The organism is Chlamydia trachomatis A/HAR-13, from assembly GCF_000012125.1.
GTDB classification, from domain to species: Bacteria; Chlamydiota; Chlamydiia; order Chlamydiales; family Chlamydiaceae; genus Chlamydia; species Chlamydia trachomatis.
In genome coordinates this window covers 352647-378040 of sequence record NC_007429.1, presented here as the reverse complement: position 1 = coordinate 378040, position 25394 = coordinate 352647, and the positions used below count along the sequence as shown (strand labels likewise).

The window sequence follows — 25394 nt, the reverse complement described above, 5'->3', positions numbered from 1 at the left end:
CAATGATTATGGAACTATCTCGTCAAGAGAGGGGGATAGCACATCATGCACAGTTGTCAAGGTGAGATTGTTGGTATCTTGCATCCCAGCTCCGCGGCTGAAGACAAGAATTTTATCATAGTTAGAAAGAATTCCTTTTTCTACTCCATATACACAAGCTTGGTGACGCCAGACTGTATGGTTCGATTCTAGGGTTAGCATAGGATATACTCCCCATTCTACAGCTAAACGATAGTACACATTGCGGTTAGGGGTAACAGCAATAATAGGGAGATAAGGTCGATATTTGGATAAAAACATCGGAGATCCTCCCGTCTGGGTATACACAATAATGGCTTTGGCAGATGCTTTTTCTGCAATTTGGATTCCAGAAAACCCAATGGCTTCAAGATAAGGAGAAACTTTGAGAGCGCTGTTTTTGTCGTTCAGCTGGAAAAAAGCGTGGTAATCGAAAGTCTTCTCAGTCTCTTGGATAATGGAACGCATTGTTTTTACTGCATGTACAGGATGGGCTCCTAAGGCAGTTTCTCCAGACAACATGACTGCAGAGGTTCCATCGTAAATGGCGTTGGCAACGTCAGAGACTTCGGCTCGTGTAGGAAGGGGGTTGCGAATCATTGACTCGAGCATTTGCGTTGCAGTGATACAAAACCGACCCGTTTCCCTCGATGCTCGGGCTATAAATTTTTGTAGTCCAGGAACTTCAACAATAGACAATTCAATACCAAGATCCCCGCGTGCAATCATGATACCATCAGCAGCTCTAGCGATCTCTTGGAAATTTTGTACTCCTAAATGATTTTCTATTTTAGCAATGATGGGCATATTAGGACGACCAAAGCTTTCCAAAACTTTACGCATGCTGTCAATATCTTCATTACATCTGACGAACGAAGCAGCGATAAGATCGAGTTCTTGTTCTACCCCAAATTTTAAGTCTGCAATATCCTTCTCTGTCATGAAAGGAAGAGCAACATCGATATCTTTGATGCTAAGAGATTTGTTGGATTTTATTTCTCCTGAATTTTGAAACTCTATTTCCACCATATGCTCTTGAGCATTGACCACCACTGCTTGGATATACCCATCATCAATGAGAACAGGAGTTCGTTCTCTAACATAAGGGAATACACAACTTGGATAAAGAGTAACGCCGCTTTCTTTGGATCCTAAAATTTCTTTGCTAACGAGAGTAAGACGATCCCCAGGCTGTACTTTTATAGGAGATTCTACTTGGCCTAAACGAATTTCGGGACCTTTTGTATCTAGCATAATAGCTAAAGGAACTTGGCGCTTCTCTCGTAGTTCTTTAAGAATAGCGATGGTCCGGCCATGGCTTTCATGGGTCCCGTGGCTAAAATTAAGGCGAGCTACATTCATCCCTGCATCAAGAAGCTTTTCCAGCATCTCAGGGGTATTCGTTGCAGGGCCTATCGTACAAATAATTTTCGTTCTAGCGATCATAAATCGGGATACCGGTATTAGTGAGTAGAATATCTTCTAGAATATCCGAAATGAAAGAAGCCTTCAACTATACAAAATATTTAGCAACCGCAATCGCTACGCTTTAAAAAAGCGTTCGATAGGAATGGGTGTGAAGAATTTAAAATGAGAAAGGATTCGTTGAGTGATGTGATCGCTGGTGAGTCCAATCAAATTTAAAATAGTTTCAGGATTTCCGTGCGGGATAAACATATCTGGTACTCCGAGGGAGAGAACATCTGCCTTAATATTATGTTGGTTTAAGAAAAGGAGAAACTCTGACCCTAAGCCGCCATGAATAGAATGTTCTTCTAAAATGATTACTTTGGAGTGGTGGGTAAGTAGGGATTGTAGGAGTTTTCGATCCAAAGGTTTAATAAAAATGGGATCAACAACTGTTGTTGAGATTCCGTAATCTAGAAGATGTTCTTTGACGGTTAGAGCAGTGTTACACATGTGCCCAAGAGCTATCAACAATAAATCATCTCCTTGGCAAAGAATCTCAGCCTCTCCAGGAAGAATGGGAGAAAAAGGGAAGAAACTGTTAGAAGCTTTCTCATTAGCTGGGATGTTAGGGTATCGAATGGCACAAGGAGATTTCCATAATAGAGAAGAAAAGAACAGTCTTTCAAGAACAAGGGCGTTGCGTGGTTGACAAATGACCATATTCGGCATGGAACATAAGAAGCCTAAATCATAGATACCATGGTGGCTACGTCCATCGTGGAAAGCTAGCCCTGCACGATCAATAGCGAAGATCACGGGGAGCTCTTGCATACAGACATCATGGAATACGTTGTCCATAGCCCGGTGTAAAAAAGTAGAATAGATAGAGCAGCATACAGGGGTGCCGCTACGAGCTATTCCTGCCGAAAATGTGACAGCATGACCTTCTGCTATGCCTACATCTGTGAAACGATCTGGGAATTGTTTGCGGAAATCTTCCAAACAAGACCCTAAAGACATGGCAGGAGTTACGACTTGCAATTGAGGATATTTCTTCCCTAGTCGACATAGGATATTCCCGGCATGTTGAGGGAACGAAATCGGGGTTTGTAATTCAACATTGCCAGAGGTTTTTTTTAGAGAGGTATTTTGGAAATGCGCTTTCACTCCATGATAGCGAATCGGGTCTCTTTCAGCTTCAGCTAAACCATTTCCTTTTACTGTACACACATGAAACAGAATAGGCTGAGGCTGGTCTTTGATCATTTGCAGAGCTTGAACAAGCTTTTTGACGTTATGTCCGTCAATAGGACCTACGTAATGTAGGCCAAACTGTTCAAACAAAGGATGGGATAAAGATTTCAGAGCGATATCTACTTTGTGCGATAAAGTCTTCTTTTTGTGTAGAAAACTTGGAAGATTCTGTATCCAAGAGTGAATTTTTTGAGATAGTTTACTTATTTTTTGAGGATACATCCAATGGGAGATTCCTTGAGGAATATTCCCAACGTTTTCTGAGATCGACATTTGGTTGTCGTTCAGGACAATAATGAACTTCGATAAGTCAGCAGGGATGTTATTCAAAGCTTCTAGTGTTAAGCCACAAGAAAAAGCAGCATCTCCAAGAATAGGTAGTATATGCGAAGAGCTATTTGAAGAACCCTTGGCCAGCCCTAAAGCTAAAGAAAGGGCATTGCCCGCATGACCAGAGAAAAATATATCGTGGTTCGACTCTTGGGGGGTTGTAAATCCACTGAGTCCGTTATCATGTCGTATATTGGAGAAAGCTTCTGTGTTGCGGCCTGTTAATAGTTTATGTACATAGGATTGGTGCCCGACATCAAAAATAAACTGATCATCTGGTGAGGAGAAAACGTAATGCAGAGCAACGGTAAGCTCTACTCCACCTAAATTAGAAGCTAAGTGGCCACCTGTTAGAGAGAGACTCTCAATAATCTTATTACGAATTTCATCACACAATACAGGGAGCTTATCTAAAGATAAAGCATGAAGATCTTGAGGAGAGTGGATGTGTGGCAAAAGGGAGTAGGTCATACAGATTCCCCAGGGATAAAAGGATGCTTAATGGGATTGCCTGAAGTATCTACTGCGACAGAACCATCGGGGTTTAATTGTAGCTGAAAACTCAGCTGTTCGACATGGTTCAAATTGGTTTCTCCTTCTTGAATAAGAGAAAACATTTCCTCATAGATAGCCAAGATAGCTTCCACGGAATGACAGTCCTCAAGCGCCTTCTGTAAAACCAGAAGGCGCTGTATAACGGTGTCCAGATGACTTGCTTCGGGTACCGAGATTTCCTGCATGACCGGCTACGATTCGCTCCGTTGGTCGGAAAGCTGTTTAATACGTGCTTCGACTTCTTGAATGTGAGACTCACATATACGCATTAATTGATCAGCCTCTTCATACAAGGTAAGAGAAGCTTCTAAAGACGTGGTTGGTTGATTCATAAGGTCTATGATCTCTTCCAAACGTTTCATAGCGTCTTCAAAAGGGATTTTTTCCACGTTTTTAGCCTTTTTTGTCATTGTTAAGCCAAACTTCTTTTACTGATACAACTGCTTCACCGTCTTGGAGGCAGACCCGCACAAGATCGCTTTGTTTAAGAGATTCCGCAGAGATGATAACAAAGTGTTTATTAAAGTCAAAGAGCTGGGCAAAACCTCTTTTTAAAACATTTTTTGGATTTAGTGAGGAAGCTTGTTCTTGTATAGCCTGGCACCGTTCTTTCGCCTTAGTTAGCAGGTGTTGTATTGTGAAAGAAAGTTCGTTCTGAAGACGAACCAAACACTCTTGGTGAGTTTGTTGTGAGCTTGCAATCGCGATATGCAGCCTCCTAGATAGCTGGCTTAAAATATTCCGCGAGTGCTGCGTGCGGTGCTGTAAATTCAGTAGTTCATTTTTGAGACAAGAAGTGTATAGCTGGTTTAGAGAGGTTTTTTTTGTATAAATTTTATTTTTTATAGAAAGCATAAGAGATTGGTTCAGATCCGCCAAATGTTTTTCTATACGAATCAAAACATCGCTTTTCAACCAGCGTCTATATTGCGCAAATCGTTGTTTATAGTATTCAAGTTTGGTTTCTATCCCTCTTTCTAAGGCCGCTCGGGTGTAATCTAAAGTTTGTTGTGCTGTGTGGTAGAAATCTACTGAAGCAAGATGTCTTTGCCAATGAGTGAGAAGGTTTTTTTTAGCTGCAATAAATTGTCTTGCATGAGACGAGACGTAGCGCCGTAGATTTTGCAGTTCTTGGCGGTATTGATCACTACTCTTACATACAATTTCTGCTGCTGCAGAGGGGGTCGGAGCACGAACATCGGATGCAAAGTCGCAGAGAGTGAAATCAGTCTCGTGACCAACAGCAGAAATAATAGGAATGGAGCTTGCTACAATAGATTTAACTAGCTCTTCTTCATTAAAAGCCCAGAGATCCTCGATACTTCCACCGCCCCTTGCGATGATAAGAGCGTGGACCCCCATACTGTTTTGATTGAAAAATTGAATAGCCTGAGAAATCTCTTGAGCCGCAGTAGCTCCTTGTACCGTCACTGGATATAAGATGACTTGAAATTGGTGACAACGGCGAGAAAGAACTCGTAAAATATCTTGAATTACAGCCCCTGTAGGGCTTGTAATCACCCCTATTACGCGAGCTCCTGAAGGAAGAGGCTTTTTGCGTTTAGGATCGAAATATCCCTCAGCAGCGAGACGTTGTTTGCGTTCTTCGAATTGTTGCAGCAAATTACCTTCTCCGGAGAAGGTGAGAGCATAGGCCACAATCTGGTATTGTCCTCTAGGAGCATAGACTGTGAGTTTCCCATGAAGAATCACGTAGTCGCCATCTTTTGGTTTGCGGTCAAAGTATTTGCTACGGAAATGAAAAAAGGCTCCGTTAAGTACAGCCTTGCTATCTTTGATAGCAAAATATAAGTGACCGCTTGTTTGTAAAGAGACGTTACTAAGTTCTCCTTTAACCACTACGCGAAGAAAATTTTTTTCTAAAAGATTCTTAATAGAATCTGTCAGGACAGAAACTTCTATAGGAGGGGATGTGATCGACATAGGTACGTGTGAGTTATGGGATATCGACTTGTTGTATAATGGATAAGAAATTCTCTGAAGATAAAGAGGCTCCTCCAACTAAAAGACCATTAACATCAGGGCAGAGGGAAAGTGAGCGAGCATCATCGGCTTTCACAGATCCTCCGTAAAGAATGGGGGTGCGTTCCGCAATATCTTTGGAAAAGAGAGAAGCAATCGTTTTTCTACAGAAAGCATGGGTTTCCTGAACTAGATCAGGATGAGCTACTTTTCCGGTGCCTATAGCCCAGACTGGTTCATAAGCTAGAATGAAAGAGGCTTGCTCAGGGAGTTTAGATAATCCTATAGTCAGTTGATTTAAAAGAATATCTTGAGTTGCTCCAGATTCTTGTTCTTCTAGAGTTTCTCCAATACACAGAACTGGAATCATTCCACTATGGATAGCTGCAGCAGCTTTTTCAGCAAGTACAGGATTTTGTTCATGAAAGATATGACGTCTTTCGGAATGTCCGATGAGAACAAAATCGACTCCGATATCTTTGAGCATTGGGGCTGAAATCTCACCAGTAAAAGCTCCTGAGTCAGCCTCATGAGTGGTTTGGGCTCCAAGAAAGATGGGGGAATCGCTTACAGCCTGTTGACAAGCTGACAGCAGTGTGAAAGGAGGAATGATTCCTGTAATGATTTGGGGATTAGACAGAATGTCACTAGAGATGAAACTTTTTAAAAAGGTCTGAGCTTCAGTAAGCGTTTTGTTCATTTTCCAATTACCGAAAACAAATTGCTTTGATGGCTCAGAGTGGAGAAGGTGGGCCCAAGTTGGAAATGGTTTTCTGTGAGTTTCTTTGTCTGTAAACATGAGATTTGCTGAATAACCTGTGCATGTATTTTGTAAGATAGATCAAAGCGTAATACTCGATTTCTTGCAAGGAAGGCTTATTTTTATATGATTTATTTTCTATTGCTTTGATATAAATCTCTTGGATATGCTAATCTTCTTGTCTTACTTTTTTCTGTGAATTTGCTTAAATAGTTGGTTTTAGCCCCTTTGTTATATGAAGGTGAAAATTTGTGGTATTACGCATCCTGATGATGCTCGGGAAGCTGCCAAAGCGGGAGCCGATTACATTGGCATGATTTTTGCTAAAGATTCTCGAAGATGTGTGAGTGAAGAAAAAGCAAAGTATATCGTAGAGGCTATACAGGAAGGGAATTCGGAACCTGTTGGAGTATTCCCAGAGCATTCAGTAGAAGAAATTTTAGCTATTACTGAGACGACAGGGATTACCAGTATCCAGTTGTCTGGAGAGGATATTCTATTCAAATTTTCTCATTTACGAGAGCATTTTTCTATTTTCTATGTTGTATCCGTTTATTCTAATGGGCAGCCCTCTGCAGCACTGCCCCCAATGAACGATGCAGTAACTGTTGTATACGACCACATTGGCGGAGAAAGAGGCTCTCCTTTTGATTGGAAAGCATTCTCTCCTTTTCAACATAATAATTGGATGTTGGGTGGAGGAGTCAACCTTTGGAATATCAAAGAAGGTATCAGTCTTCTCAATCCCAGGGGAATTGATGTGTCTTCTGGGGTAGAGTGCCCAGGCATTTTGCGCAAAGATATTTTTTTGATGCAGGCATTGATAAACTCAGCTAAGGAACTGTCGAGTTCAACACTTTAGTGTTTTAGAGGGAGAGTTTTTATAGACCGGGAGACAAGAATGGGGCAACCTGGATTTGAACCAGGGACCTACGGGTTATGAGTCCGCAGCTCTAACCGCTGAGCTATTGCCCCAGGATAGAAGAAGGGAAGCCTATCATAGGTGGCTAATGTTTGACAAGAACAAAGTTTATCAAGGTATTATAATTTTTATTTAAGACGGTTTTGTTTTATCGTTGCGCCTTTTCTTTGAAATCGATACTATTCCCTTGGTTTCTTTTTTATTTATTATGATGAACGCCTAAAAGTCGTTTTAAGTAACAATTGTGTATTGTTTTTAGATGCTCATCAGTCGATGTTAGTAACAAGGTGTTGTGTAATCAGAACTAGATCCTGGTGTAATTCGAAGGACTCCGCGTTACGGGTTCGAGCAGTACTTAAGGATAGAGACCGAAATCAAGAGAAGTTTATAATCATTACAAAGTCAAAGCAAGCCTTCTGGTCTACAGAGGGCTTTTTAGACATGGGCTCATCCGTTTTCTTCTTGTTTTGTTCAACATAGTATTTGTGCCTACTTCTTAGAGACGGGTGTGACCAAGCTTGGGTCAAAAATGTTTTATCGTTCCCAAGATTGTTGAATTAGAGGATCTCATTTTCAGTTATTTAAGCGAATGAAAAGCTCTTGAGTTTATTTTCTAAGAAGAATAAAATCTTGAGCCAATATTAAAAATTATTTCCATATATGAACACACTCAGTTTTAGAAACGCTTTTGCTTTGATTTCAGAGTCAGGTCTGCAGCAGCAGTTCTCTGGGTGTGTTTGTTCGCAAATGATTGCTTCCTATGAAGTTGTTTTCTCTCAAATGATGCATCCTGTTACCAAACGTTGGGTTTCTTTGACTGAGGGGTGGACCGAAGGAGGTTAAGCAGAGAAGAGATTAGTAATTCGCGAACGGTGATAAAGCTCTTTGTTAGACCTAAAGGTCTAGCAAAGAGCTTTTTTTTGACTCGATCACAAGTTTTTTAGTTCATGGCAATGAGGGGATTGGGTCGTTTAGAAGCATTTGTGGTTGTTAAATAACAATTTTAAAGGGGGCGCCTTTAGGGAGAAGATATGCCTGATCCATGTTCCAATAATAGTAAGACACACCTTATTGTCGCATACATAGCGACGAAGAGAATACCACTGAATCGAGTGTTCAGAGTTCTTTACCAGAAGATGGGGTATCTGTGAGTTCTGCTTCTATGCAGATTCAGGCTACTGCAGAACATGTGAGTTTAATGGTTATTGGGGGGGGATAGCAGTCCCTCTTCAGATTTGATAGATTTGAGTCTTGATTCTGCTGCGAATAGGCGTTCTGGAGTGCGTGTATGTGATTTTAGTGATGATGATGACGACGACAATCGAATACCGTTTGTTGAAGTAGGATACGTTAATGCTAGTGGGTCAACTCATCGTAGTGTGTGGGGAGAGAGCTTTCAGTTGAGCGAACTCTTTCATCAGCCTGTGACTGCGATTCCTAATGCTGGTGGAATGGCCTGTAACCTGCTCGCTAGAGGACTAGGGGTGGCGGGCTGTTTTCCAATTTCTGCTCATCACCCTAAGGTACAAGCTTTGTTGAGAGCTTGGGATAGGTTTTTCAGTAGGGTGTCTGATGGGTGGTTTTTACAGATTTACTATGGCGATGGAGGGCTATTTGTAGAGAGAGCTCTTCAGTTGATTAGCTGTCCGTTACAGCGTGCTCGTATTCGGGTTGTTGGAATTAATCCATCATTTTTTGTAACAGTAAGCGACAATAGACATTTCTACACAAGTCCTGGTAGTTGTGGACGAATTCTAGATATGAGTGGATACCTGTCTGCCCGAAGAGATGGGTGTGTTTCACATGTTCCATTTTCTCCTCACTCACAAAGTATTACTCCTGGAGTGGGGGATGCATGCTTTGAACTTGGTTTGCGTATGGAATTTATACGGCTTGCAGGATTGAGTTCTTTGTCTGCAGCGAGTTCTCCTACTAGTGAGGATTCGGACTCTTCTCGTTTGCAACTTGTTCGAGTAGTATCCTCAGAAGATAGTGTTGCTTTTGCGCGTTTGTATGCAGCTTTAAATGAGGATATGACCTCTTCTGTGCGAGCAGCGAATCCCTTCCCTTTTTCTTATGTACGGTTGATTCTTTTGTTGACTACTCTGTGTAGACATACTCTAACTACAACCAAGGCTGCATATTCCTATACCCCTGTATCTTGGGAAGCTTTAGATATGTTGGATTCAGGATTTACAGCTTCTTATGTGGGAGGAGTTCTTTCGGAAATCTTTCTATTGTGTACTCATAGTCCAAGAAGAGCGCAACGTTCCCGTATGTTAAGGATGCTTGCGAAGTTATTCTCCTCTTGGGCATGGTTGGTCGGAGTTATGGAGTTAAGTTGCGGCTACGGGGTAACGATTCAGTTGCTGCTTCAAAATGATCCTCGCCAGTCTTGCCTGAGGAACCTATTTTTTTGGATGGAGTCTACTCTGATACCTGTAATTCTTTTGGATATTGCCGAGAGGCATTGGCCTGCCTTATGGGATAGAGTTGTTGGATTGGGCATGAGGATTACAACTCCGAGTGTATATAGAGAAGAAAGGGCTAGGGTCTCTGAATCCAATAGTCAAGCGGTAGAGCTATTTGGGGATGATCGGAGAGACCGATATCGTTCTAGACAACATGCTGCCGTTGGTACTTCGGTAGAGTTAGTGTCTGTAGTTTGTGGGGCTTTGGTGCAGCTAATGTTTCTCGGAATAGACGGCTTTAGCTTAAGATTGCCAGAGATATGTCGAGAAGTTCCTTGCAACAATACCTCTACACCAAATTCTACAGTAATTGCCAATTCGACTATCCCGTCGTTAAATAATACTAGTACATGTTCGGGGAATAGCACAACCAGACCTGTTCTTCCATCTATTACTGGGATTTATGAGACTGATGTTCAGACAACAGGTGTGGCGCGCACGCTTAATGTTATACGTATGATATGGTGCGGGGTCATGCTATTATACTTTCTCTATACAGCATTCCGCTTGGTAAGGAATGCTCGTCGAAGAAACTAAGTAGTCTTGTGAGCAGGAGGAGATAGCCAATGAGAATCATTGGCTATCTCATTAGGTTTTTCGAGCCAGATATTGAACGGCTATACGTTGCATGTTCAGGAATAGAGATTCTCCTCCACGAGATCTCCCCATGGATAGGTGTCGACTTAACTTCTCAAAAAATAAAGGCTTGCAAGTAAGAATGGTTTCGGGAGTTTCTCCTGAATAGATATCTGAGAACAGTACAGCAACGCCTGAAGAGATTAGAGCTTCGGTATAGGTGGAAAAAAACGCTGCGTTATTTTTGAACTCGCCATGGAGGTAAAGATCGCTTTGGCAACCTAAAACTAAATTTTCTTTTGTCAAGAACTCTTTTGGAAAAGGCTTGGCTGTGCGACCAATCTGTAAGAGTTGTTTGTAAAAAGTATCTTTAACAAAGTTTTCTGGGAAGAGAAGAGCCACAGCTTTCTCTTGTTTTTCTAGACAAGCTTTATGTTCAGAAGGGGTAGTTAATATCATTGTTCAATAACTCGTGTTGGACGGTCATAGAGTTGTACAAGCGATTGGTTGAGCTGAGCAATTTTATTGTCGAGCATAGCAATGACTACTTGTGGTTTCTTGCCCAAGATCTCATGTTCCATTTCTTCGGGCAGAGAAATGCGGTTTGTAAGAGGTCGTATTGTTATGGTTTGTGATTGTCCCGGACGATGGGCGCGTTTCTGTAATGTATCTAGGCGGCGTTGCAAAATCATTTGGTTACGAATTAACCGACACTGCATGATGGCTTGTCGAATTCGTTTTTCTTGTTTATCAAACAGTTCCTGATCTGCAATATATCCTGGACCTGATTTGAACCGGTATCCATAAACAGCTAACGAGCTTGTTTGATGTCCTAAAAAAGCTCCAATAATAAACCCGATAGCTTGAGGAGAGGCATAAATAAGGGCAGAAATCGACGCAATAACGGTGGCAAGCAGAACCTGACGAGTTCCATTAGGATCCAGTTGTTGTAATCCGTGATTAGTGATGTTCCAAAGACTGTTTAAGTGAGGGTATTTGTTTTCTTTATCTAGGAAATTAGCAGAAATAATACCAAGGACAACACCAGCTCCAAATCCTATTCCTAGCCAAATGCTTAAAACAAGTGCAACGGAACTGTGACAAATTAAAATAAGAGACCAGGCAAGAATATACAAGAGTAAGTGCTTCCAGTTTCTTTGTAAAAAGTCTCCGATAGTATTGGCTACGGCTTGTACCCGACTTTTGCTTTGAGCAGGCTCTGGGGTGAGTACGGATAATGCGGGCGGAGTCAAAGAAATTGGAGAGTGCAGATCTCCTAGAGAATCGTGATAAGCTCCCCCTCTCGAAGAATGCAAGGGCAGCGCGCCGGAAATAGAAGAATGTAGGGGATGAGCGGCTTTGACCATGGCCTATCTACTCTACTTTATATACCGAGACAAAATTTTCAGGTAAGGACTAACTAGAGTGTCTCAAAATGTTTTTCTAAAACAGAAGCGAAGCTTCTCATTCGGAAGAATGGGGAGTTTTACTGTGAAGTATTGAGTCTAAGGAGGACAAGTTTAAGGTATTGGGTTTTTGCTTGTAAACAAATTAAAAAAATATTTGTTATTCCCGCAAAAACTCAAGAGAGAATGTCAAAAGATACTTTTCCTTCTGTTTTTTGACAAGTTGTTTGACATTTTCTGTTTAGTCGATATAATCGCTCTCTCGAGTTTCCGGAGGACAACAGGTGCTGCAGCTTCATTGGGTGCCCAAGCCTGTTTTTTTGTTTGAATGCTGGGATCAAGAGATAGAATGTTTTTTAGGTTTTTTTAGGAATGGCAAAAAAAGAAGATACGATCGTTCTAGAAGGTAGAGTGGAAGAGTTGTTGCCCGGCATGCATTTTAGGGTGATGTTAGAGAATGGGGTTCCCATTACAGCGCATCTGTGCGGTAAAATGCGTATGAGTAATATCCGCTTGCTCGTTGGAGATCGCGTGACCGTCGAAATGTCTACTTATGATTTGACGAAGGCTCGTGTTGTCTACAGACATCGTTAAGGTTGTTTTGCTATCCTTATAAATAAAGTCATGCAGTTTTAAGAGGAAAGCTTGATAATAATCCGCGTCTGAAGTTACTATGCTCGTGTCGAGACCGAGATTATCTTCAGTTGTATTCTGCACCACTTTTGTCTGCGGCTGAGGGATTGAGAAAACTAGTTCAGGCTGGTTGAGAGTTTGATTGCGGGAAAATTGCGATGCTAATTAGGTTGCTTCCTCTTTTGTGCTAAGCCCAGGTAGCTCAGTGGTAGAGCACTTGCATGGTAAGCAAGTGGCCGTAGGTTCAATTCCTATTCTGGGCAAAAGATATTGGTAGCAAACTAATTTTTAATTTGAGGATTTTTGAGATGTCAAAAGAAACTTTTCAACGTAATAAGCCTCATATCAACATAGGGACCATTGGCCACGTTGACCATGGTAAGACTACGTTGACAGCTGCTATTACGCGTGCGTTGTCTGGAGATGGGTTGGCTGATTTTCGTGATTATAGCTCTATTGACAACACTCCTGAAGAAAAAGCTCGCGGTATTACAATTAACGCTTCCCACGTTGAGTACGAAACAGCTAATCGTCACTACGCTCACGTGGACTGCCCTGGTCACGCTGACTATGTTAAAAACATGATCACCGGTGCAGCTCAAATGGACGGGGCTATTCTAGTAGTTTCTGCAACAGACGGAGCTATGCCTCAAACTAAAGAGCATATTCTTTTGGCAAGACAAGTTGGGGTTCCTTACATCGTTGTTTTTCTCAATAAAATTGACATGATTTCCGAAGAAGACGCTGAATTGGTCGACTTAGTTGAGATGGAGTTGGTTGAGCTTCTTGAAGAGAAAGGATACAAAGGGTGTCCAATCATCAGAGGTTCTGCTCTGAAAGCTTTGGAAGGGGATGCTGCATACATAGAGAAAGTTCGAGAGCTAATGCAAGCCGTCGATGATAACATCCCTACTCCAGAAAGAGAAATTGACAAGCCTTTCTTAATGCCTATTGAGGACGTATTCTCTATCTCCGGACGAGGAACTGTAGTAACTGGACGTATTGAGCGTGGAATTGTTAAAGTTTCCGATAAAGTTCAGTTGGTCGGTCTTAGAGATACTAAAGAAACGATTGTTACTGGGGTTGAAATGTTCAGAAAAGAACTCCCAGAAGGTCGTGCAGGAGAGAACGTTGGATTGCTCCTCAGAGGTATTGGTAAGAACGATGTGGAAAGAGGAATGGTTGTTTGCTTGCCAAACAGTGTTAAACCTCATACACAGTTCAAGTGTGCTGTTTACGTTTTGCAAAAAGAAGAAGGTGGACGACATAAGCCTTTCTTCACAGGATATAGACCTCAATTCTTCTTCCGTACAACAGACGTCACAGGTGTGGTAACTCTGCCTGAGGGAATTGAGATGGTCATGCCTGGGGATAACGTTGAGTTTGAAGTGCAATTGATTAGCCCTGTGGCTTTAGAAGAAGGTATGAGATTTGCGATTCGTGAAGGTGGTCGTACAATCGGTGCTGGAACTATTTCTAAGATCATTGCATAAATTAAGTGATGTGTTGGCGAGGCTGAAAAGCCTTGCCTTTGGGTGTGTAGCTTAGATGGTAGAGCAGTGGCCTCCAAAGCCGCCGGTCGGGGGTTCGAATCCCTCCGCACTCGTATTAGGTAACTGAAAGAAGAATTCGCTTATGGGGCAAGATCACCGAAGAAAATTTCTTAAGAAAGTATCTTTTGTAAAAAAACAAGCAGCTTTTGCGGGTAACTTTATCGAAGAAATTAAGAAGATTGAGTGGGTAAATAAGCGAGATCTTAAAAGATACGTCAAGATTGTTTTGATGAATATTTTTGGCTTTGGATTTTCCATCTATTGTGTGGATTTAGCTCTTCGAAAGTCCCTTTCATTGTTCGGTAAAGTAACAAGCTTTTTCTTTGGTTGATTCATGTTTAAGTGGTATGTTGTCCAAGTTTTTACGGCTCAAGAAAAGAAAGTAAAAAAGTCTTTAGAAGATTTTAAAGAAGCCTCAGGGATGTCTGATTTTATTCAGCAGATCATCCTGCCTTCCGAGAATGTTATGGAAGTGAAGAAAGGTGAACATAAGATCGTTGAGAAGTATATTTGGCCAGGCTACCTCTTAGTCAAGATGCATTTAACAGATGAATCTTGGTCTTATGTGAAGAAGACACAGGGTGTAGTTGAATTTTTAGGGGGAGGCGCTCCCGTTGCTCTGTCTGAAGAAGAAGTAAAAAATATTTTAGCAGATCTAGAAGAGAAAAAATCTGGGGTTGTTCAAAAACATAAGTTTGAAGTGGGATCTCAGGTTAAAATTAATGACGGCGTGTTTGTTAACTTTGTTGGGGTTGTGTCGGAAGTGTTCCACGACAAAGGGCGGCTTAGCGTTATGGTTTCTATCTTTGGAAGAGAGACTCGCGTCGATGATTTAGAGTTCTGGCAGGTAGAGGAAGTCGTGCCAGGGCAAGAAAGTGAGTAAGAATAAGAAATTCTGTGTATTCTTATTCTCTATGTTCTTATAATTTAACTTTTTCGTTTTTCCCCCTCGTTTTGAGAGGAATACTAAGGTAGAGTAGGGTTGAATATGTCGAATAAAAAAATCATTAAAATCATTAAATTGCAAATCCCTGGAGGGAAAGCTAACCCCGCTCCACCAATTGGTCCTGCTTTAGGTGCTGCAGGCGTGAATATCATGGGATTCTGCAAAGAGTTTAATGCGGCAACTCAAGACCGTCCAGGTGATTTGCTCCCTGTTGTAATCACTGTATACTCGGATAAGACTTTTTCTTTTGTAATGAAACAATCTCCTGTTTCTTCGTTAATTAAAAAAGCTTTGGGCTTGGAATCTGGATCTAAGATTCCTAATAGAAACAAAGTTGGTAAATTAACTCGAGCACAAATTACGGTAATTGCTGAGCAAAAGATGAAGGACATGGATGTTGTTCTTTTAGAGTCCGCCGAGAGAATGGTTGAAGGGACTGCCCGAAGCATGGGTGTAGATGTAGAGTAATTAGTTAAAGAGCTGCATAATTATGACAAAGCATGGAAAACGCATTCGTGGTATCCAAGAGACTTACGATTTAGCTAAGTCGTATTCTTTGGGTGAAGCGATAGATATTTTAAAACAGTGTCCTACTGTGCGTTTCGATCAAACGGTTGATGTGTCTGTTAAATTAGGGATCGATCCAAGAAAGAGTGATCAGCAAATTCGTGGTTCGGTTTCTTTACCTCACGGTACAGGTAAAGTTTTGCGAATTTTAGTTTTTGCTGCTGGAGATAAGGCTGCAGAGGCTATTGAAGCAGGAGCGGACTTTGTTGGTAGCGACGACTTAGTAGAGAAAATCAAAGGTGGATGGGTTGACTTCGATGTTGCGGTTGCCACTCCCGATATGATGAGAGAGGTCGGAAAGCTAGGAAAAGTTTTGGGTCCAAGAAACCTTATGCCTACGCCTAAAGCCGGAACTGTAACAACAGATGTGGTTAAAACTGTTGCGGAACTGCGAAAAGGTAAAATTGAATTTAAAGCTGATCGAGCTGGTGTATGCAACGTCGGAGTTGCGAAGCTTTCTTTCGATAGTGCGCAAATCAAAGAAAATGTCGAAGCGTTGTGTGCAGCCTTAGTTAAAGCTAAACCCGCAACTGCTAAAGGACAATATTTAGTTAATTTCACTATTTCCTCGACCATGGGGCCAGGGGTTACCGTGGATACTAGGGAGTTGATTGCGTTATAATTCTAAGTTTAAAGAGGAAAAATGAAAGAAGAGAAAAAGTTGCTGCTTCGCGAGGTTGAAGAAAAGATAACCGCTTCTCAAGGTTTTATTTTGTTGAGATACCTGGGTTTTACTGCTGCGCATTCTAGAAGTTTTAGAAATAATCTTTCCGGGGTCTCTGCTGAGTTTGAAGTTTTAAAGAAAAAGATATTTTTTAAAGCTTTAGAGACTTCTGGCGTAGAAATGGATCCAGAAGACGGCGAAGGTCATCTTGGGGTTGTATTCGCCTATGGCGATCCAGTATCTGCTGCGAAGCAAGTGTTAGATTTCAATAAACAGCATAATGATTCTCTAGTTTTTCTAGCTGGAAGAATAGATAATGCTTCTTTGTCTGGGCGAGAAGTTGAGGCCGTTGCTAAATTGCCTTCTATGAAAGAGCTTAGACAGCAAGTTGTTGGACTCATTGCTGCTCCTATGTCTCAAGTTGCAGGAATTATGAATTCAGTTCTTTCTGGTGTTATTTCTTGTGTCGACCAGAAAGCAGAAAAAACTCAAGAGTAGTGTTAACATTCTAAAAAATAAGGGTGACAAAGTGACAACAGAAAGTTTGGAAACTTTAGTAGAACAGTTGAGCGGCTTGACGGTGCTTGAATTGTCTCAGCTTAAAAAATTATTGGAAGAAAAGTGGGACGTTACTGCTGCCGCTCCTGTAGTAGCTGTTGCTGGTGCTGCTGCCGCTGGTGATGCTCCTGCTTCTGCAGAGCCTACAGAGTTTGCTGTAATTCTGGAAGACGTTCCTTCTGATAAGAAAATCGGGGTTCTGAAAGTTGTTAGAGAAGTTACTGGATTAGCTTTGAAAGAAGCTAAAGAAATGACTGAAGGATTACCTAAGACGGTTAAAGAAAAAACTTCTAAAAGTGATGCAGAAGACACTGTTAAGAAGTTACAAGAAGCCGGTGCTAAGGCTGTTGCTAAAGGGCTGTAATTGTTATGGGAAAGAGAATGCTTTGGGGGTTACTTGCAAGCTTCTCTTTTCGTTTAGCTGCACAGTAGCTGGGCACAGAGGGGTTCCCGGTACGTCTTAACAGATTTGTCTGGACTTAACTTTTAGTGTTTGGCATCGCAAACAGAATATTTCTGTTGCAATGGTTTTTTCTTAATGGAATCAAGGTGATAGTATTTGTCGGATGGACAAGTGTATAGAGAGTATCTAGCGTCTCTGCATTGGATAGGCTCTGTTTTGTCCTAGCTGGAAAGCATCTGTCGTATTCCTGTTTAGAGATCACAGAGAGACTAAATAGGGAAATGATATCGCCAAAAGTCTTAAAGTCTTAGGAGAGCTCGCATGTTCAAGTGCCCGGAGCGGGTCAGCATCAAAAAGAAAGAAGATATTTTAGATCTTCCTAATCTTGTCGAAGTTCAAATCAAGTCGTATAAGCAGTTTCTTCAAATCGGGAAGCTTGCTGAAGAGCGAGAAAACATTGGTTTAGAAGAAGTCTTCAGAGAAATTTTCCCTATCAAGTCTTATAATGAAGCTACGATTTTAGAGTACCTCTCTTATAACTTAGGAGTGCCCAAATACTCCCCAGAAGAGTGTATTCGTCGGGGAATCACCTATAGTGTTACTTTAAAGGTTCGTTTCCGTTTAACTGATGAAACGGGGATTAAAGAAGAAGAAGTCTATATGGGAACCATCCCCATCATGACTGATAAGGGAACCTTTATTATTAATGGGGCAGAGAGAGTCGTTGTTTCTCAAGTCCACCGTTCTCCAGGAATCAATTTTGAACAAGAAAAACATTCTAAAGGAAATGTTTTATTTTCTTTTAGAATTATTCCTTATCGAGGAAGTTGGTTAGAAGCTGTCTTCGACATTAATGACCTTATCTATATCCATATTGATAGGAAAAAACGTCGCAGAAAGATTTTAGCTATGACGTTTATCCGAGCTTTAGGATATTCAACAGATGCAGATATTATTGAAGAGTTCTTTTCTGTAGAGGAGCGTTCCTTACGTTTAGAGAAGGATTTTGTCGCGTTAGTTGGTAAAGTTTTAGCTGATAACGTAGTTGATGCGGATTCTTCATTAGTTTACGGGAAAGCTGGAGAGAAGCTAAGTACTGCTATGCTAAAACGCATCTTAGATGCGGGAGTCCAATCTTTGAAGATTGCTGTTGGCGCAGATGAAAATCACCCAATTATTAAGATGCTCACAAAAGATCCTACGGATTCTTACGAAGCTGCTCTTAAAGATTTTTATCGCAGATTACGACCAGGAGAGCCTGCAACTTTAGTTAATGCTCGATCCACAATTATGCGCTTATTCTTCGATGCTAAACGCTATAATTTAGGCCGCGTTGGACGTTATAAATTAAATAAAAAATTAGGATTCCCATTAGACGACGAAACATTATCTCAAGTGACTTTGAGAAAAGAAGATGTTATCGGCGCGTTGAAATATTTGATTCGTTTGCGAATGGGCGATGAGAAGACATCTATCGATGATATTGACCATTTGGCAAACCGACGAGTTCGCTCTGTTGGAGAACTAATTCAGAATCACTGTCGTTCTGGATTGGCTAGAATGGAAAAGATCGTTCGAGAAAGAATGAATCTCTTTGATTTCTCTTCTGATACCCTAACTCCAGGAAAGATTATTTCTGCTAAAGGGTTAGTCAGTGTCCTGAAAGATTTCTTCAGCCGTTCTCAATTATCTCAGTTTATGGATCAGACAAACCCTGTCGCAGAATTGACGCACAAGCGTCGTCTGTCAGCATTAGGACCTGGGGGATTGAATAGAGAAAGAGCTGGGTTTGAAGTTCGAGACGTTCACGCAAGCCACTATGGTAGAATTTGTCCAATTGAGACTCCTGAAGGACCAAACATTGGGTTGATTACTTCACTGTCTTCCTTTGCTAAGATCAATGAATTTGGATTCATAGAGACTCCTTATCGTGTCGTGCGCGATGGCATCGTGACAGATGAAATTGAGTATATGACAGCAGATGTTGAAGAAGAGTGTGTCATTGCTCAGGCTTCTGCGGAGCTCGATGAGTATAATATGTTTAAAACTCCCGTATGCTGGGCTAGATACAAAGGAGAGGCTTTTGAAGCCGACACAAGTACGGTTACGCATATGGACGTTTCTCCAAAACAGCTGGTATCTGTGGTTACGGGGCTGATTCCTTTCTTGGAACACGACGATGCTAACCGAGCTCTTATGGGATCGAACATGCAACGGCAGGCTGTACCATTATTGAAAACGGAAGCTGCTATTGTTGGAACTGGATTAGAAGGGCGTGCTGCCAAAGATTCTGGAGCTATTATTGTGGCTCAGGAAGATGGGGTAGTCGAATACGTAGATAGCTATGAGATTGTCGTAGCGAAGAAGAATAATCCAACGCTTAAGGATCGTTATCAGCTTAAAAAATTCTTAAGATCCAACTCCGGAACATGCATCAACCAAACTCCTTTGTGTTCTGTGGGAGATGTGGTTACGCATGGAGATGTTTTAGCGGATGGCCCAGCAACCGATAAAGGGGAATTGGCTCTTGGTAAAAACGTATTAGTAGCCTTCATGCCTTGGTACGGGTATAACTTCGAAGATGCGATTATCATCTCCGAGAGGTTGATTAAACAAGATGCGTACACTTCTATTTACATAGAAGAATTTGAGTTAACAGCTCGAGATACAAAACTCGGTAAAGAAGAAATTACTAGAGATATTCCTAACGTTTCTGAAGAGGTTTTGGCAAATCTCGGAGAGGATGGTATCGTCCGTATTGGGGCTGAAGTCAAGCCGGGAGATATTCTTGTCGGTAAAATCACTCCGAAATCTGAGACGGAACTAGCTCCTGAAGAGCGTTTGTTGCGAGCTATTTTTGGAGAGAAGGCGGCGGACGTAAAAGATGCCTCTCTAACGGTTCCTCCTGGTACAGAAGGAGTCGTAATGGATGTCAAAGTATTCAGCAGAAAGGATCGCTTGTCCAAGAGCGATGATGAACTGGTTGAAGAAGCTGTGCATCTTAAGGATCTACAGAAAGAATATAAGAGTCAGTTAGCTCAATTGAAAGTAGAACATAGAGAGAAACTGGGGGCTCTATTGCTCAATGAAAAAGCTCCTGCAGCGATTATACACCGTCGTTCGGCAGATATTTTGGTTCAAGAAGGTGCTATTTTTGATCAAGAGACTATCGAACTCTTAGAAAGAGAGTCGCTAGTTGATTTGCTGATGGCTCCTTGTGACATGTATGATGTTTTGAAAGATATTCTTTCTAGCTATGAAACAGCTGTTCAGCGTTTGGAAGTCAATTATAAAACCGAAGCTGAGCACATAAAAGAAGGTGATGCTGACTTAGATCATGGAGTTATCCGACAAGTTAAAGTTTACGTGGCTTCCAAGCGAAAACTTCAAGTTGGGGATAAAATGGCTGGACGTCACGGAAACAAGGGAGTGGTTTCCAAGATTGTTCCAGAAGCAGACATGCCTTTCTTAGCTAACGGTGAAACAGTACAGATGATTTTGAACCCGTTAGGGGTGCCTTCTCGAATGAACCTTGGACAGGTTTTAGAGACACATTTAGGATATGCTGCAAAAACTGCAGGTATCTATGTGAAAACTCCGGTCTTTGAAGGGTTCCCAGAGTCTCGTATTTGGGATATGATGATAGAGCAGGGATTGCCCGAAGATGGTAAGTCTTACCTATTTGATGGTAAAACCGGAGAGCGTTTCGATAGCAAAGTGGTCGTTGGATACATCTACATGTTGAAATTGAGTCACTTAATTGCTGATAAGATCCACGCTCGTTCTATAGGACCTTACTCTCTCGTTACGCAGCAACCTCTTGGAGGTAAAGCGCAGATGGGAGGACAGAGATTCGGGGAAATGGAGGTATGGGCTTTAGAGGCGTATGGGGTAGCTCATATGTTACAAGAGATTCTGACTGTTAAGTCCGACGATGTTTCGGGAAGAACTCGTATCTACGAATCAATCGTGAAAGGAGAAAACTTACTTCGTTCTGGAACGCCTGAGTCGTTCAACGTTTTGATTAAAGAAATGCAAGGTCTAGGGCTTGATGTTCGCCCTATGGTAGTAGATGCTTAAAAAACACTTGTTGGAGAGAAGTTAATGTTCAGAGAAGGTTCTCGAGACGATGCAGCCCTGGTAAAAGAAGGGCTGTTTGATAAGTTAGAAATTGGGATTGCTTCAGATGTGACTATTCGCGACAAGTGGTCTTGTGGCGAAATTAAGAAACCGGAGACGATCAACTACCGTACATTTAAACCTGAAAAAGGCGGTTTATTCTGCGAAAAGATTTTTGGGCCTACTAAGGACTGGGAATGTTATTGCGGTAAATATAAGAAGATCAAACATAAAGGAATTGTGTGTGACCGCTGCGGAGTAGAGGTCACACTTTCTAAAGTGCGACGAGAAAGAATGGCTCATATTGAGTTAGCCGTTCCCATTGTTCACATATGGTTCTTCAAAACAACTCCTTCAAGAATCGGGAATGTTTTAGGAATGACTGCTTCGGATTTGGAGCGTGTAATTTATTACGAGGAATATGTTGTTATCGATCCAGGTAATACTGATCTCGTGAAGAAACAACTTCTTAATGATGCGAAATATCGAGAAGTTGTTGAAAAATGGGGTAAAGATGCTTTCGTTGCCAAAATGGGAGGAGAGGCTGTTTACGATCTTCTCAAATCTGAAGATTTGGAAAGCCTTTTAGGAGAGCTCAAAGAGCGTTTAAGAAAAACGAAATCTCAGCAAGCGAGAATGAAGCTGGCTAAACGTCTGAAGATCGTAGAAGGTTTTGTATCTTCTTCGAACCGTCCTGAATGGATGGTATTGAAGAACATTCCTGTTGTTCCCCCAGATTTACGTCCTTTAGTTCCTTTAGATGGTGGACGTTTTGCTACTTCGGACTTAAATGATCTGTATCGTAGAGTTATTAACCGGAATAATCGCTTAAAAGCTATTTTGCGGCTAAAAACTCCAGAGGTCATTGTCCGTAACGAGAAGCGGATGTTGCAGGAAGCTGTTGACGCTTTGTTTGACAATGGACGTCACGGACATCCTGTTATGGGAGCTGGAAATAGACCTCTGAAGTCTTTGTCGGAGATGTTGAAAGGGAAAAACGGACGTTTCCGACAGAATTTGTTAGGTAAACGAGTGGATTACTCCGGACGTTCAGTGATTATTGTTGGTCCTGAATTGAAGTTTAATCAGTGCGGTTTGCCTAAGGAAATGGCTCTGGAATTGTTTGAGCCATTTATTATCAAACGATTAAAGGATCAGGGTAGTGTTTATACTATTCGTTCAGCAAAGAAGATGATTCAGCGGGGGGCTCCAGAAGTTTGGGATGTTCTTGAAGAAATAATTAAAGGGCATCCAGTTTTACTAAACCGAGCTCCTACTTTGCACCGATTAGGGATACAGGCTTTTGAGCCAGTATTGATTGAAGGGAAGGCTATTCGGGTCCATCCTCTGGTATGTGCAGCGTTCAATGCTGACTTTGATGGAGACCAAATGGCTGTTCACGTGCCTCTCTCCATCGAGGCGCAGTTAGAAGCTAAGGTTTTGATGATGGCTCCAGACAACATTTTTTTGCCATCTTCTGGGAAACCTGTTGCAACTCCTTCTAAGGATATGACATTGGGTATCTATTATTTAATGGCTGATCCAACCTACTTTCCTGAAGAACATGGAGGGAAAACAAAAGCATTTAAAGACGAAGTAGAAGTGCTTCGAGCTCTGAATGCTGGAGGGTTTATTCTGAAGGATGAGATCTGTGGTTCTCGTCGAGATGAAACTGGACGAGGGATTCACATCCATGAGAAAATTAAAGTTCGAATAGATGGTCAGATTATTGAAACAACACCTGGTCGTGTATTTTTCAATACCATCGTTCCTAAAGAACTCGGTTTCCAAAACTATAGCATGCCAAGTAAGCGTATCAGTGAATTGATTCTGCAGTGCTATAAGAAAGTTGGGTTAGAAGCCACTGTACGCTTCCTAGACGATCTCAAAGAATTAGGCTTTGTACAATCTACGAAAGCTGCGATTTCCATGGGTCTGAAGGATGTTAAGATTCCTGAAATCAAAAAAGAAATCTTAAAAGATGCTTACGATAAAGTGGCTGTTGTTAAGAAGCAGTACGAGGACGGGATTATTACTGATGGGGAACGGCATTCCAAAACGATCAGTATTTGGACTGAAGTCTCAGACCTCTTGTCGAATGCTTTGTACTCTGAGATCAAGAAACAAACAAATAGCAAACACAATCCGCTATTCTTGATGATTGATTCTGGAGCTCGAGGAAATAAATCTCAGTTGAAACAGTTGGGTGCTTTACGGGGACTAATGGCTAAACCAAACGGAGCCATTATCGAATCTCCAATTACTTCAAACTTCCGAGAAGGTTTAACTGTTCTAGAGTACTCTATTTCTTCTCACGGAGCTAGAAAGGGATTGGCAGATACCGCGCTTAAAACAGCGGATTCCGGATATTTGACTCGTCGTTTAGTAGACGTCGCTCAGGATGTCATTATTACTGAGAGAGATTGTGGTACTTTAAATCATATCGAGGTATCGACAATCCGTCAGGGTTCTGAAGAACTGCTGCCTCTAAAAGATCGTGTTTACGGACGTACGGTTTCCGAAAACATTTATCAGCCTGGTGATAAGAGCAACGTCTTAGCGTATGCCGGCGATGTATTAACTTCTGCTCAAGCTGAAGCTATTGATGACGCTGGTATTGAAAGTGTGAAGATTCGTTCCACTCTTACTTGTGAAAGTCGTCGAGGAGTATGTGCTAAATGCTACGGTTTGAATCTCGCTAATGGTCGTTTGATTGGATTAGGAGAAGCTGTTGGTATTATCGCAGCCCAATCCATCGGGGAACCTGGAACTCAGTTAACAATGAGAACATTCCACCTTGGAGGGATTGCTGCGACATCCTCAACTCCAGAGATCGTTGCCGAGTGCGATGGGATTCTTGTTTACTTAGATTTGCGTGTTGTCGTAGATCAGGAGGGTAATAATCTTGTGCTTAACAAGATGGGAGCTCTTCACTTAGTTCAAGACGAAGGACGAAGCTTAAGTGAATATAAGAAACTTTTGAGTACGAAGTCTATTGAAAGTTTGGCGACATTCCCTGTGGAATTAGGAGCTAAGATTTTAGTTAATGATGGTGCTGCTGTTGCAGCAGGACAGAGAATTGCTGAGGTAGAGCTTCATAACATTCCAATTATCTGTGATAAGCCAGGATTCGTTCATTACGAAGATTTGGTAGAGGGAGTCTCCACAGAGAAGGTCACGAATAAGAATACTGGGCTTGTTGAGTTAATCGTAAAACAGCACAGAGGGGAATTGCATCCTCAGATCGCCATATACGCTGATGCCAATATGAAAGAGTTGGTCGGTACGTATGCTATTCCTTCTGGAGCGATTATCTCCGTAGAAGAGGGTCAACGTATCGCTCCAGGAATGCTCTTAGCGAGATTGCCCCGAGGGGCCATCAAGACTAAAGATATTACTGGAGGTTTGCCAAGGGTTGCCGAGTTAGTAGAAGCTCGTAAGCCTGAAGATGCTGCTGATATCGCTAAGATTGATGGGGTTGTTGACTTCAAAGGCATTCAGAAGAACAAGCGTATTCTTGTTGTCCGAGATGAGATTACGGGAATGGAAGAGGAACATTTGATTTCTCTAACCAAACACTTAATCGTACAACGAGGAGACAGCGTAATCAAAGGTCAGCAGTTGACGGATGGTTTAGTTGTTCCACATGAGATCCTTGAGATTTGTGGTGTTAGAGAGCTTCAGAAATATTTAGTTAATGAGGTTCAAGAAGTATACCGCCTACAAGGGGTGGACATTAACGACAAACACGTCGAAATTATTGTTCGTCAGATGTTGCAGAAAGTTCGTATTACTGATCCAGGTGATACGACGTTATTGTTTGGAGAAGATGTCGATAAGAAAGAGTTTTATGAAGAGAACCGTCGCACGGAAGAGGATGGAGGGAAACCTGCTCAAGCTGTTCCAGTGCTGTTGGGAATCACTAAAGCTTCTTTGGGAACTGAGTCCTTTATTTCTGCCGCTTCGTTCCAAGATACAACTCGGGTCTTAACAGACGCTGCTTGCAGTAGTAAGACAGACTATCTGTTAGGATTCAAAGAGAATGTGATCATGGGACACATGATTCCTGGAGGTACAGGATTTGATACGCATAAGCGTATTAAGCAGCATCTTGAAAAAGAGCAAGAAGACTTAGTCTTTGATTTTGACAGCGAGTTCGAGTCTGTGGCAGGTTAAAGATCTGCCCCAAAAACTAGAGAAAGAGAGGGGGTATGAGTCATAACCCCCTTGAATAGTATCGTTTTTTTTGGTAGGCTTCACTTAAAG

At 41.7% G+C, this 25394-nt stretch carries 21 protein-coding genes, 3 tRNA genes and 1 pseudogene; 16 read left to right on the top strand and 9 right to left on the bottom strand.

Translation table 11 applies throughout. From position 1 onward, the window contains the following. Nucleotides 1-6: 6 nt before the first annotated feature. The 6 genes from pyk to tpiA all read right to left on the bottom strand — a co-directional run bounded on the left by pyk (nucleotide 7) and on the right by tpiA (nucleotide 6349). Nucleotides 7-1464 carry a pyruvate kinase gene (pyk, locus tag CTA_RS01785; RefSeq protein ID WP_011324686.1) on the bottom strand — a complete coding sequence of 486 codons (1458 nt, stop codon included), beginning with the start codon at nucleotides 1462-1464 and terminating at the stop codon, nucleotides 7-9. Between the two features lie 96 nt (nucleotides 1465-1560). Then, nucleotides 1561-3483, bottom strand: a complete 1923-nt coding sequence (locus tag CTA_RS01780; RefSeq protein WP_011324685.1) for a 1-deoxy-D-xylulose-5-phosphate synthase — start codon at nucleotides 3481-3483, stop codon at nucleotides 1561-1563. Then, complete coding sequence (locus CTA_RS01775; RefSeq protein ID WP_009871680.1) at nucleotides 3480-3752, bottom strand: hypothetical protein; 273 nt, start codon at nucleotides 3750-3752, stop codon at nucleotides 3480-3482. The genes CTA_RS01780 and CTA_RS01775 overlap by 4 nt, the downstream gene beginning before the upstream one ends. A gap of 6 nt (nucleotides 3753-3758) precedes the next feature. After that, nucleotides 3759-3977 (bottom strand): exodeoxyribonuclease VII small subunit, encoded by a 219-nt coding sequence (locus CTA_RS01770; RefSeq protein WP_011324684.1) that lies wholly within the window; start codon nucleotides 3975-3977, stop codon nucleotides 3759-3761. After that, complete coding sequence (gene xseA / locus CTA_RS01765; protein WP_009872565.1) at nucleotides 3961-5511, bottom strand: exodeoxyribonuclease VII large subunit; 1551 nt, start codon at nucleotides 5509-5511, stop codon at nucleotides 3961-3963. The genes CTA_RS01770 and xseA overlap by 17 nt, the downstream gene beginning before the upstream one ends. A gap of 13 nt (nucleotides 5512-5524) precedes the next feature. Continuing rightward, on the bottom strand, nucleotides 5525-6349 hold the full coding sequence (tpiA, locus tag CTA_RS01760; RefSeq protein WP_011324683.1) for a triose-phosphate isomerase: 825 nt from the start codon (nucleotides 6347-6349) through the stop codon (nucleotides 5525-5527). Nucleotides 6350-6545: 196 nt separating this feature from the next. On the opposite strand from tpiA, the gene CTA_RS01755 reads away from it, so the two are divergent. Further along, nucleotides 6546-7172, top strand: coding sequence for a phosphoribosylanthranilate isomerase (locus CTA_RS01755; protein ID WP_011324682.1), 627 nt, complete (start codon nucleotides 6546-6548; stop codon nucleotides 7170-7172). 40 nt (nucleotides 7173-7212) lie between these two features. On the opposite strand, the gene CTA_RS01750 is transcribed toward CTA_RS01755, so the two are convergent. Further along, nucleotides 7213-7285, bottom strand: a tRNA-Ile gene (locus tag CTA_RS01750). A 607-nt stretch (nucleotides 7286-7892) separates the two neighbouring features. Between CTA_RS01750 and CTA_RS01745 the strand changes: the two genes are divergently transcribed. From CTA_RS01745 to CTA_RS01735, 3 genes and pseudogenes are all read left to right on the top strand, one after another. Further along, nucleotides 7893-8075, top strand: a complete 183-nt coding sequence (locus tag CTA_RS01745; protein WP_009871675.1) for a hypothetical protein — start codon at nucleotides 7893-7895, stop codon at nucleotides 8073-8075. 188 nt (nucleotides 8076-8263) lie between these two features. Continuing rightward, a pseudogene (locus CTA_RS01740) lies at nucleotides 8264-8451 on the top strand (hypothetical protein). Continuing rightward, a complete protein-coding gene (locus CTA_RS01735) occupies nucleotides 8438-10240 on the top strand; it encodes a DUF687 family protein (RefSeq protein WP_011324680.1) in 1803 nt (600 codons plus the stop codon). The pseudogene CTA_RS01740 and the gene CTA_RS01735 overlap by 14 nt, the downstream one beginning before the upstream one ends. A 51-nt stretch (nucleotides 10241-10291) precedes the next feature. On the opposite strand, the gene CTA_RS01730 is transcribed toward CTA_RS01735, so the two are convergent. Both CTA_RS01730 and CTA_RS01725 read right to left on the bottom strand, forming a co-directional pair. Beyond that, nucleotides 10292-10738 carry a SufE family protein gene (locus CTA_RS01730; protein WP_011324679.1) on the bottom strand — a complete coding sequence of 149 codons (447 nt, stop codon included), beginning with the start codon at nucleotides 10736-10738 and terminating at the stop codon, nucleotides 10292-10294. Beyond that, nucleotides 10735-11646, bottom strand: coding sequence for a hypothetical protein (locus tag CTA_RS01725; protein ID WP_009871671.1), 912 nt, complete (start codon nucleotides 11644-11646; stop codon nucleotides 10735-10737). The genes CTA_RS01730 and CTA_RS01725 overlap by 4 nt, the downstream gene beginning before the upstream one ends. 411 nt (nucleotides 11647-12057) lie before the next feature. Between CTA_RS01725 and infA the strand changes: the two genes are divergently transcribed. From infA to rpoC, 12 genes are all read left to right on the top strand, one after another. Next, on the top strand, nucleotides 12058-12279 hold the full coding sequence (gene infA / locus CTA_RS01720; protein ID WP_009871670.1) for a translation initiation factor IF-1: 222 nt from the start codon (nucleotides 12058-12060) through the stop codon (nucleotides 12277-12279). A gap of 230 nt (nucleotides 12280-12509) precedes the next feature. Beyond that, a tRNA-Thr gene (locus CTA_RS01715) sits at nucleotides 12510-12581 on the top strand. 45 nt (nucleotides 12582-12626) lie between these two features. Further along, nucleotides 12627-13811 carry an elongation factor Tu gene (gene tuf / locus CTA_RS01710; protein WP_009871669.1) on the top strand — a complete coding sequence of 395 codons (1185 nt, stop codon included), beginning with the start codon at nucleotides 12627-12629 and terminating at the stop codon, nucleotides 13809-13811. A 40-nt stretch (nucleotides 13812-13851) separates the two neighbouring features. Next, a tRNA-Trp gene (locus CTA_RS01705) sits at nucleotides 13852-13924 on the top strand. Between the two features lie 29 nt (nucleotides 13925-13953). Then, a complete protein-coding gene (gene secE, locus CTA_RS01700; protein ID WP_009871668.1) occupies nucleotides 13954-14202 on the top strand; it encodes a preprotein translocase subunit SecE in 249 nt (82 codons plus the stop codon). 3 nt (nucleotides 14203-14205) lie between these two features. Next, nucleotides 14206-14754 (top strand): transcription termination/antitermination protein NusG, encoded by a 549-nt coding sequence (gene nusG, locus CTA_RS01695; protein ID WP_009872557.1) that lies wholly within the window; start codon nucleotides 14206-14208, stop codon nucleotides 14752-14754. Nucleotides 14755-14859: 105 nt separating this feature from the next. Then, nucleotides 14860-15285 carry a 50S ribosomal protein L11 gene (gene rplK / locus CTA_RS01690; RefSeq protein WP_009871666.1) on the top strand — a complete coding sequence of 142 codons (426 nt, stop codon included), beginning with the start codon at nucleotides 14860-14862 and terminating at the stop codon, nucleotides 15283-15285. A gap of 22 nt (nucleotides 15286-15307) precedes the next feature. Then, nucleotides 15308-16006 carry a 50S ribosomal protein L1 gene (gene rplA, locus CTA_RS01685; protein ID WP_009871665.1) on the top strand — a complete coding sequence of 233 codons (699 nt, stop codon included), beginning with the start codon at nucleotides 15308-15310 and terminating at the stop codon, nucleotides 16004-16006. Nucleotides 16007-16027: 21 nt separating this feature from the next. Further along, nucleotides 16028-16546 (top strand): 50S ribosomal protein L10, encoded by a 519-nt coding sequence (rplJ, locus tag CTA_RS01680; protein WP_009871664.1) that lies wholly within the window; start codon nucleotides 16028-16030, stop codon nucleotides 16544-16546. A 31-nt stretch (nucleotides 16547-16577) separates the two neighbouring features. After that, on the top strand, nucleotides 16578-16970 hold the full coding sequence (gene rplL, locus CTA_RS01675; protein WP_009872553.1) for a 50S ribosomal protein L7/L12: 393 nt from the start codon (nucleotides 16578-16580) through the stop codon (nucleotides 16968-16970). Between the two features lie 360 nt (nucleotides 16971-17330). Then, nucleotides 17331-21089, top strand: a complete 3759-nt coding sequence (gene rpoB / locus CTA_RS01670) for a DNA-directed RNA polymerase subunit beta (protein ID WP_011324678.1) — start codon at nucleotides 17331-17333, stop codon at nucleotides 21087-21089. 24 nt (nucleotides 21090-21113) lie between these two features. Continuing rightward, nucleotides 21114-25304: a DNA-directed RNA polymerase subunit beta' gene (rpoC, locus tag CTA_RS01665; RefSeq protein WP_009871661.1), complete on the top strand. Its 4191-nt coding sequence runs from the start codon at nucleotides 21114-21116 to the stop codon at nucleotides 25302-25304. Nucleotides 25305-25394 lie beyond the last annotated feature (90 nt).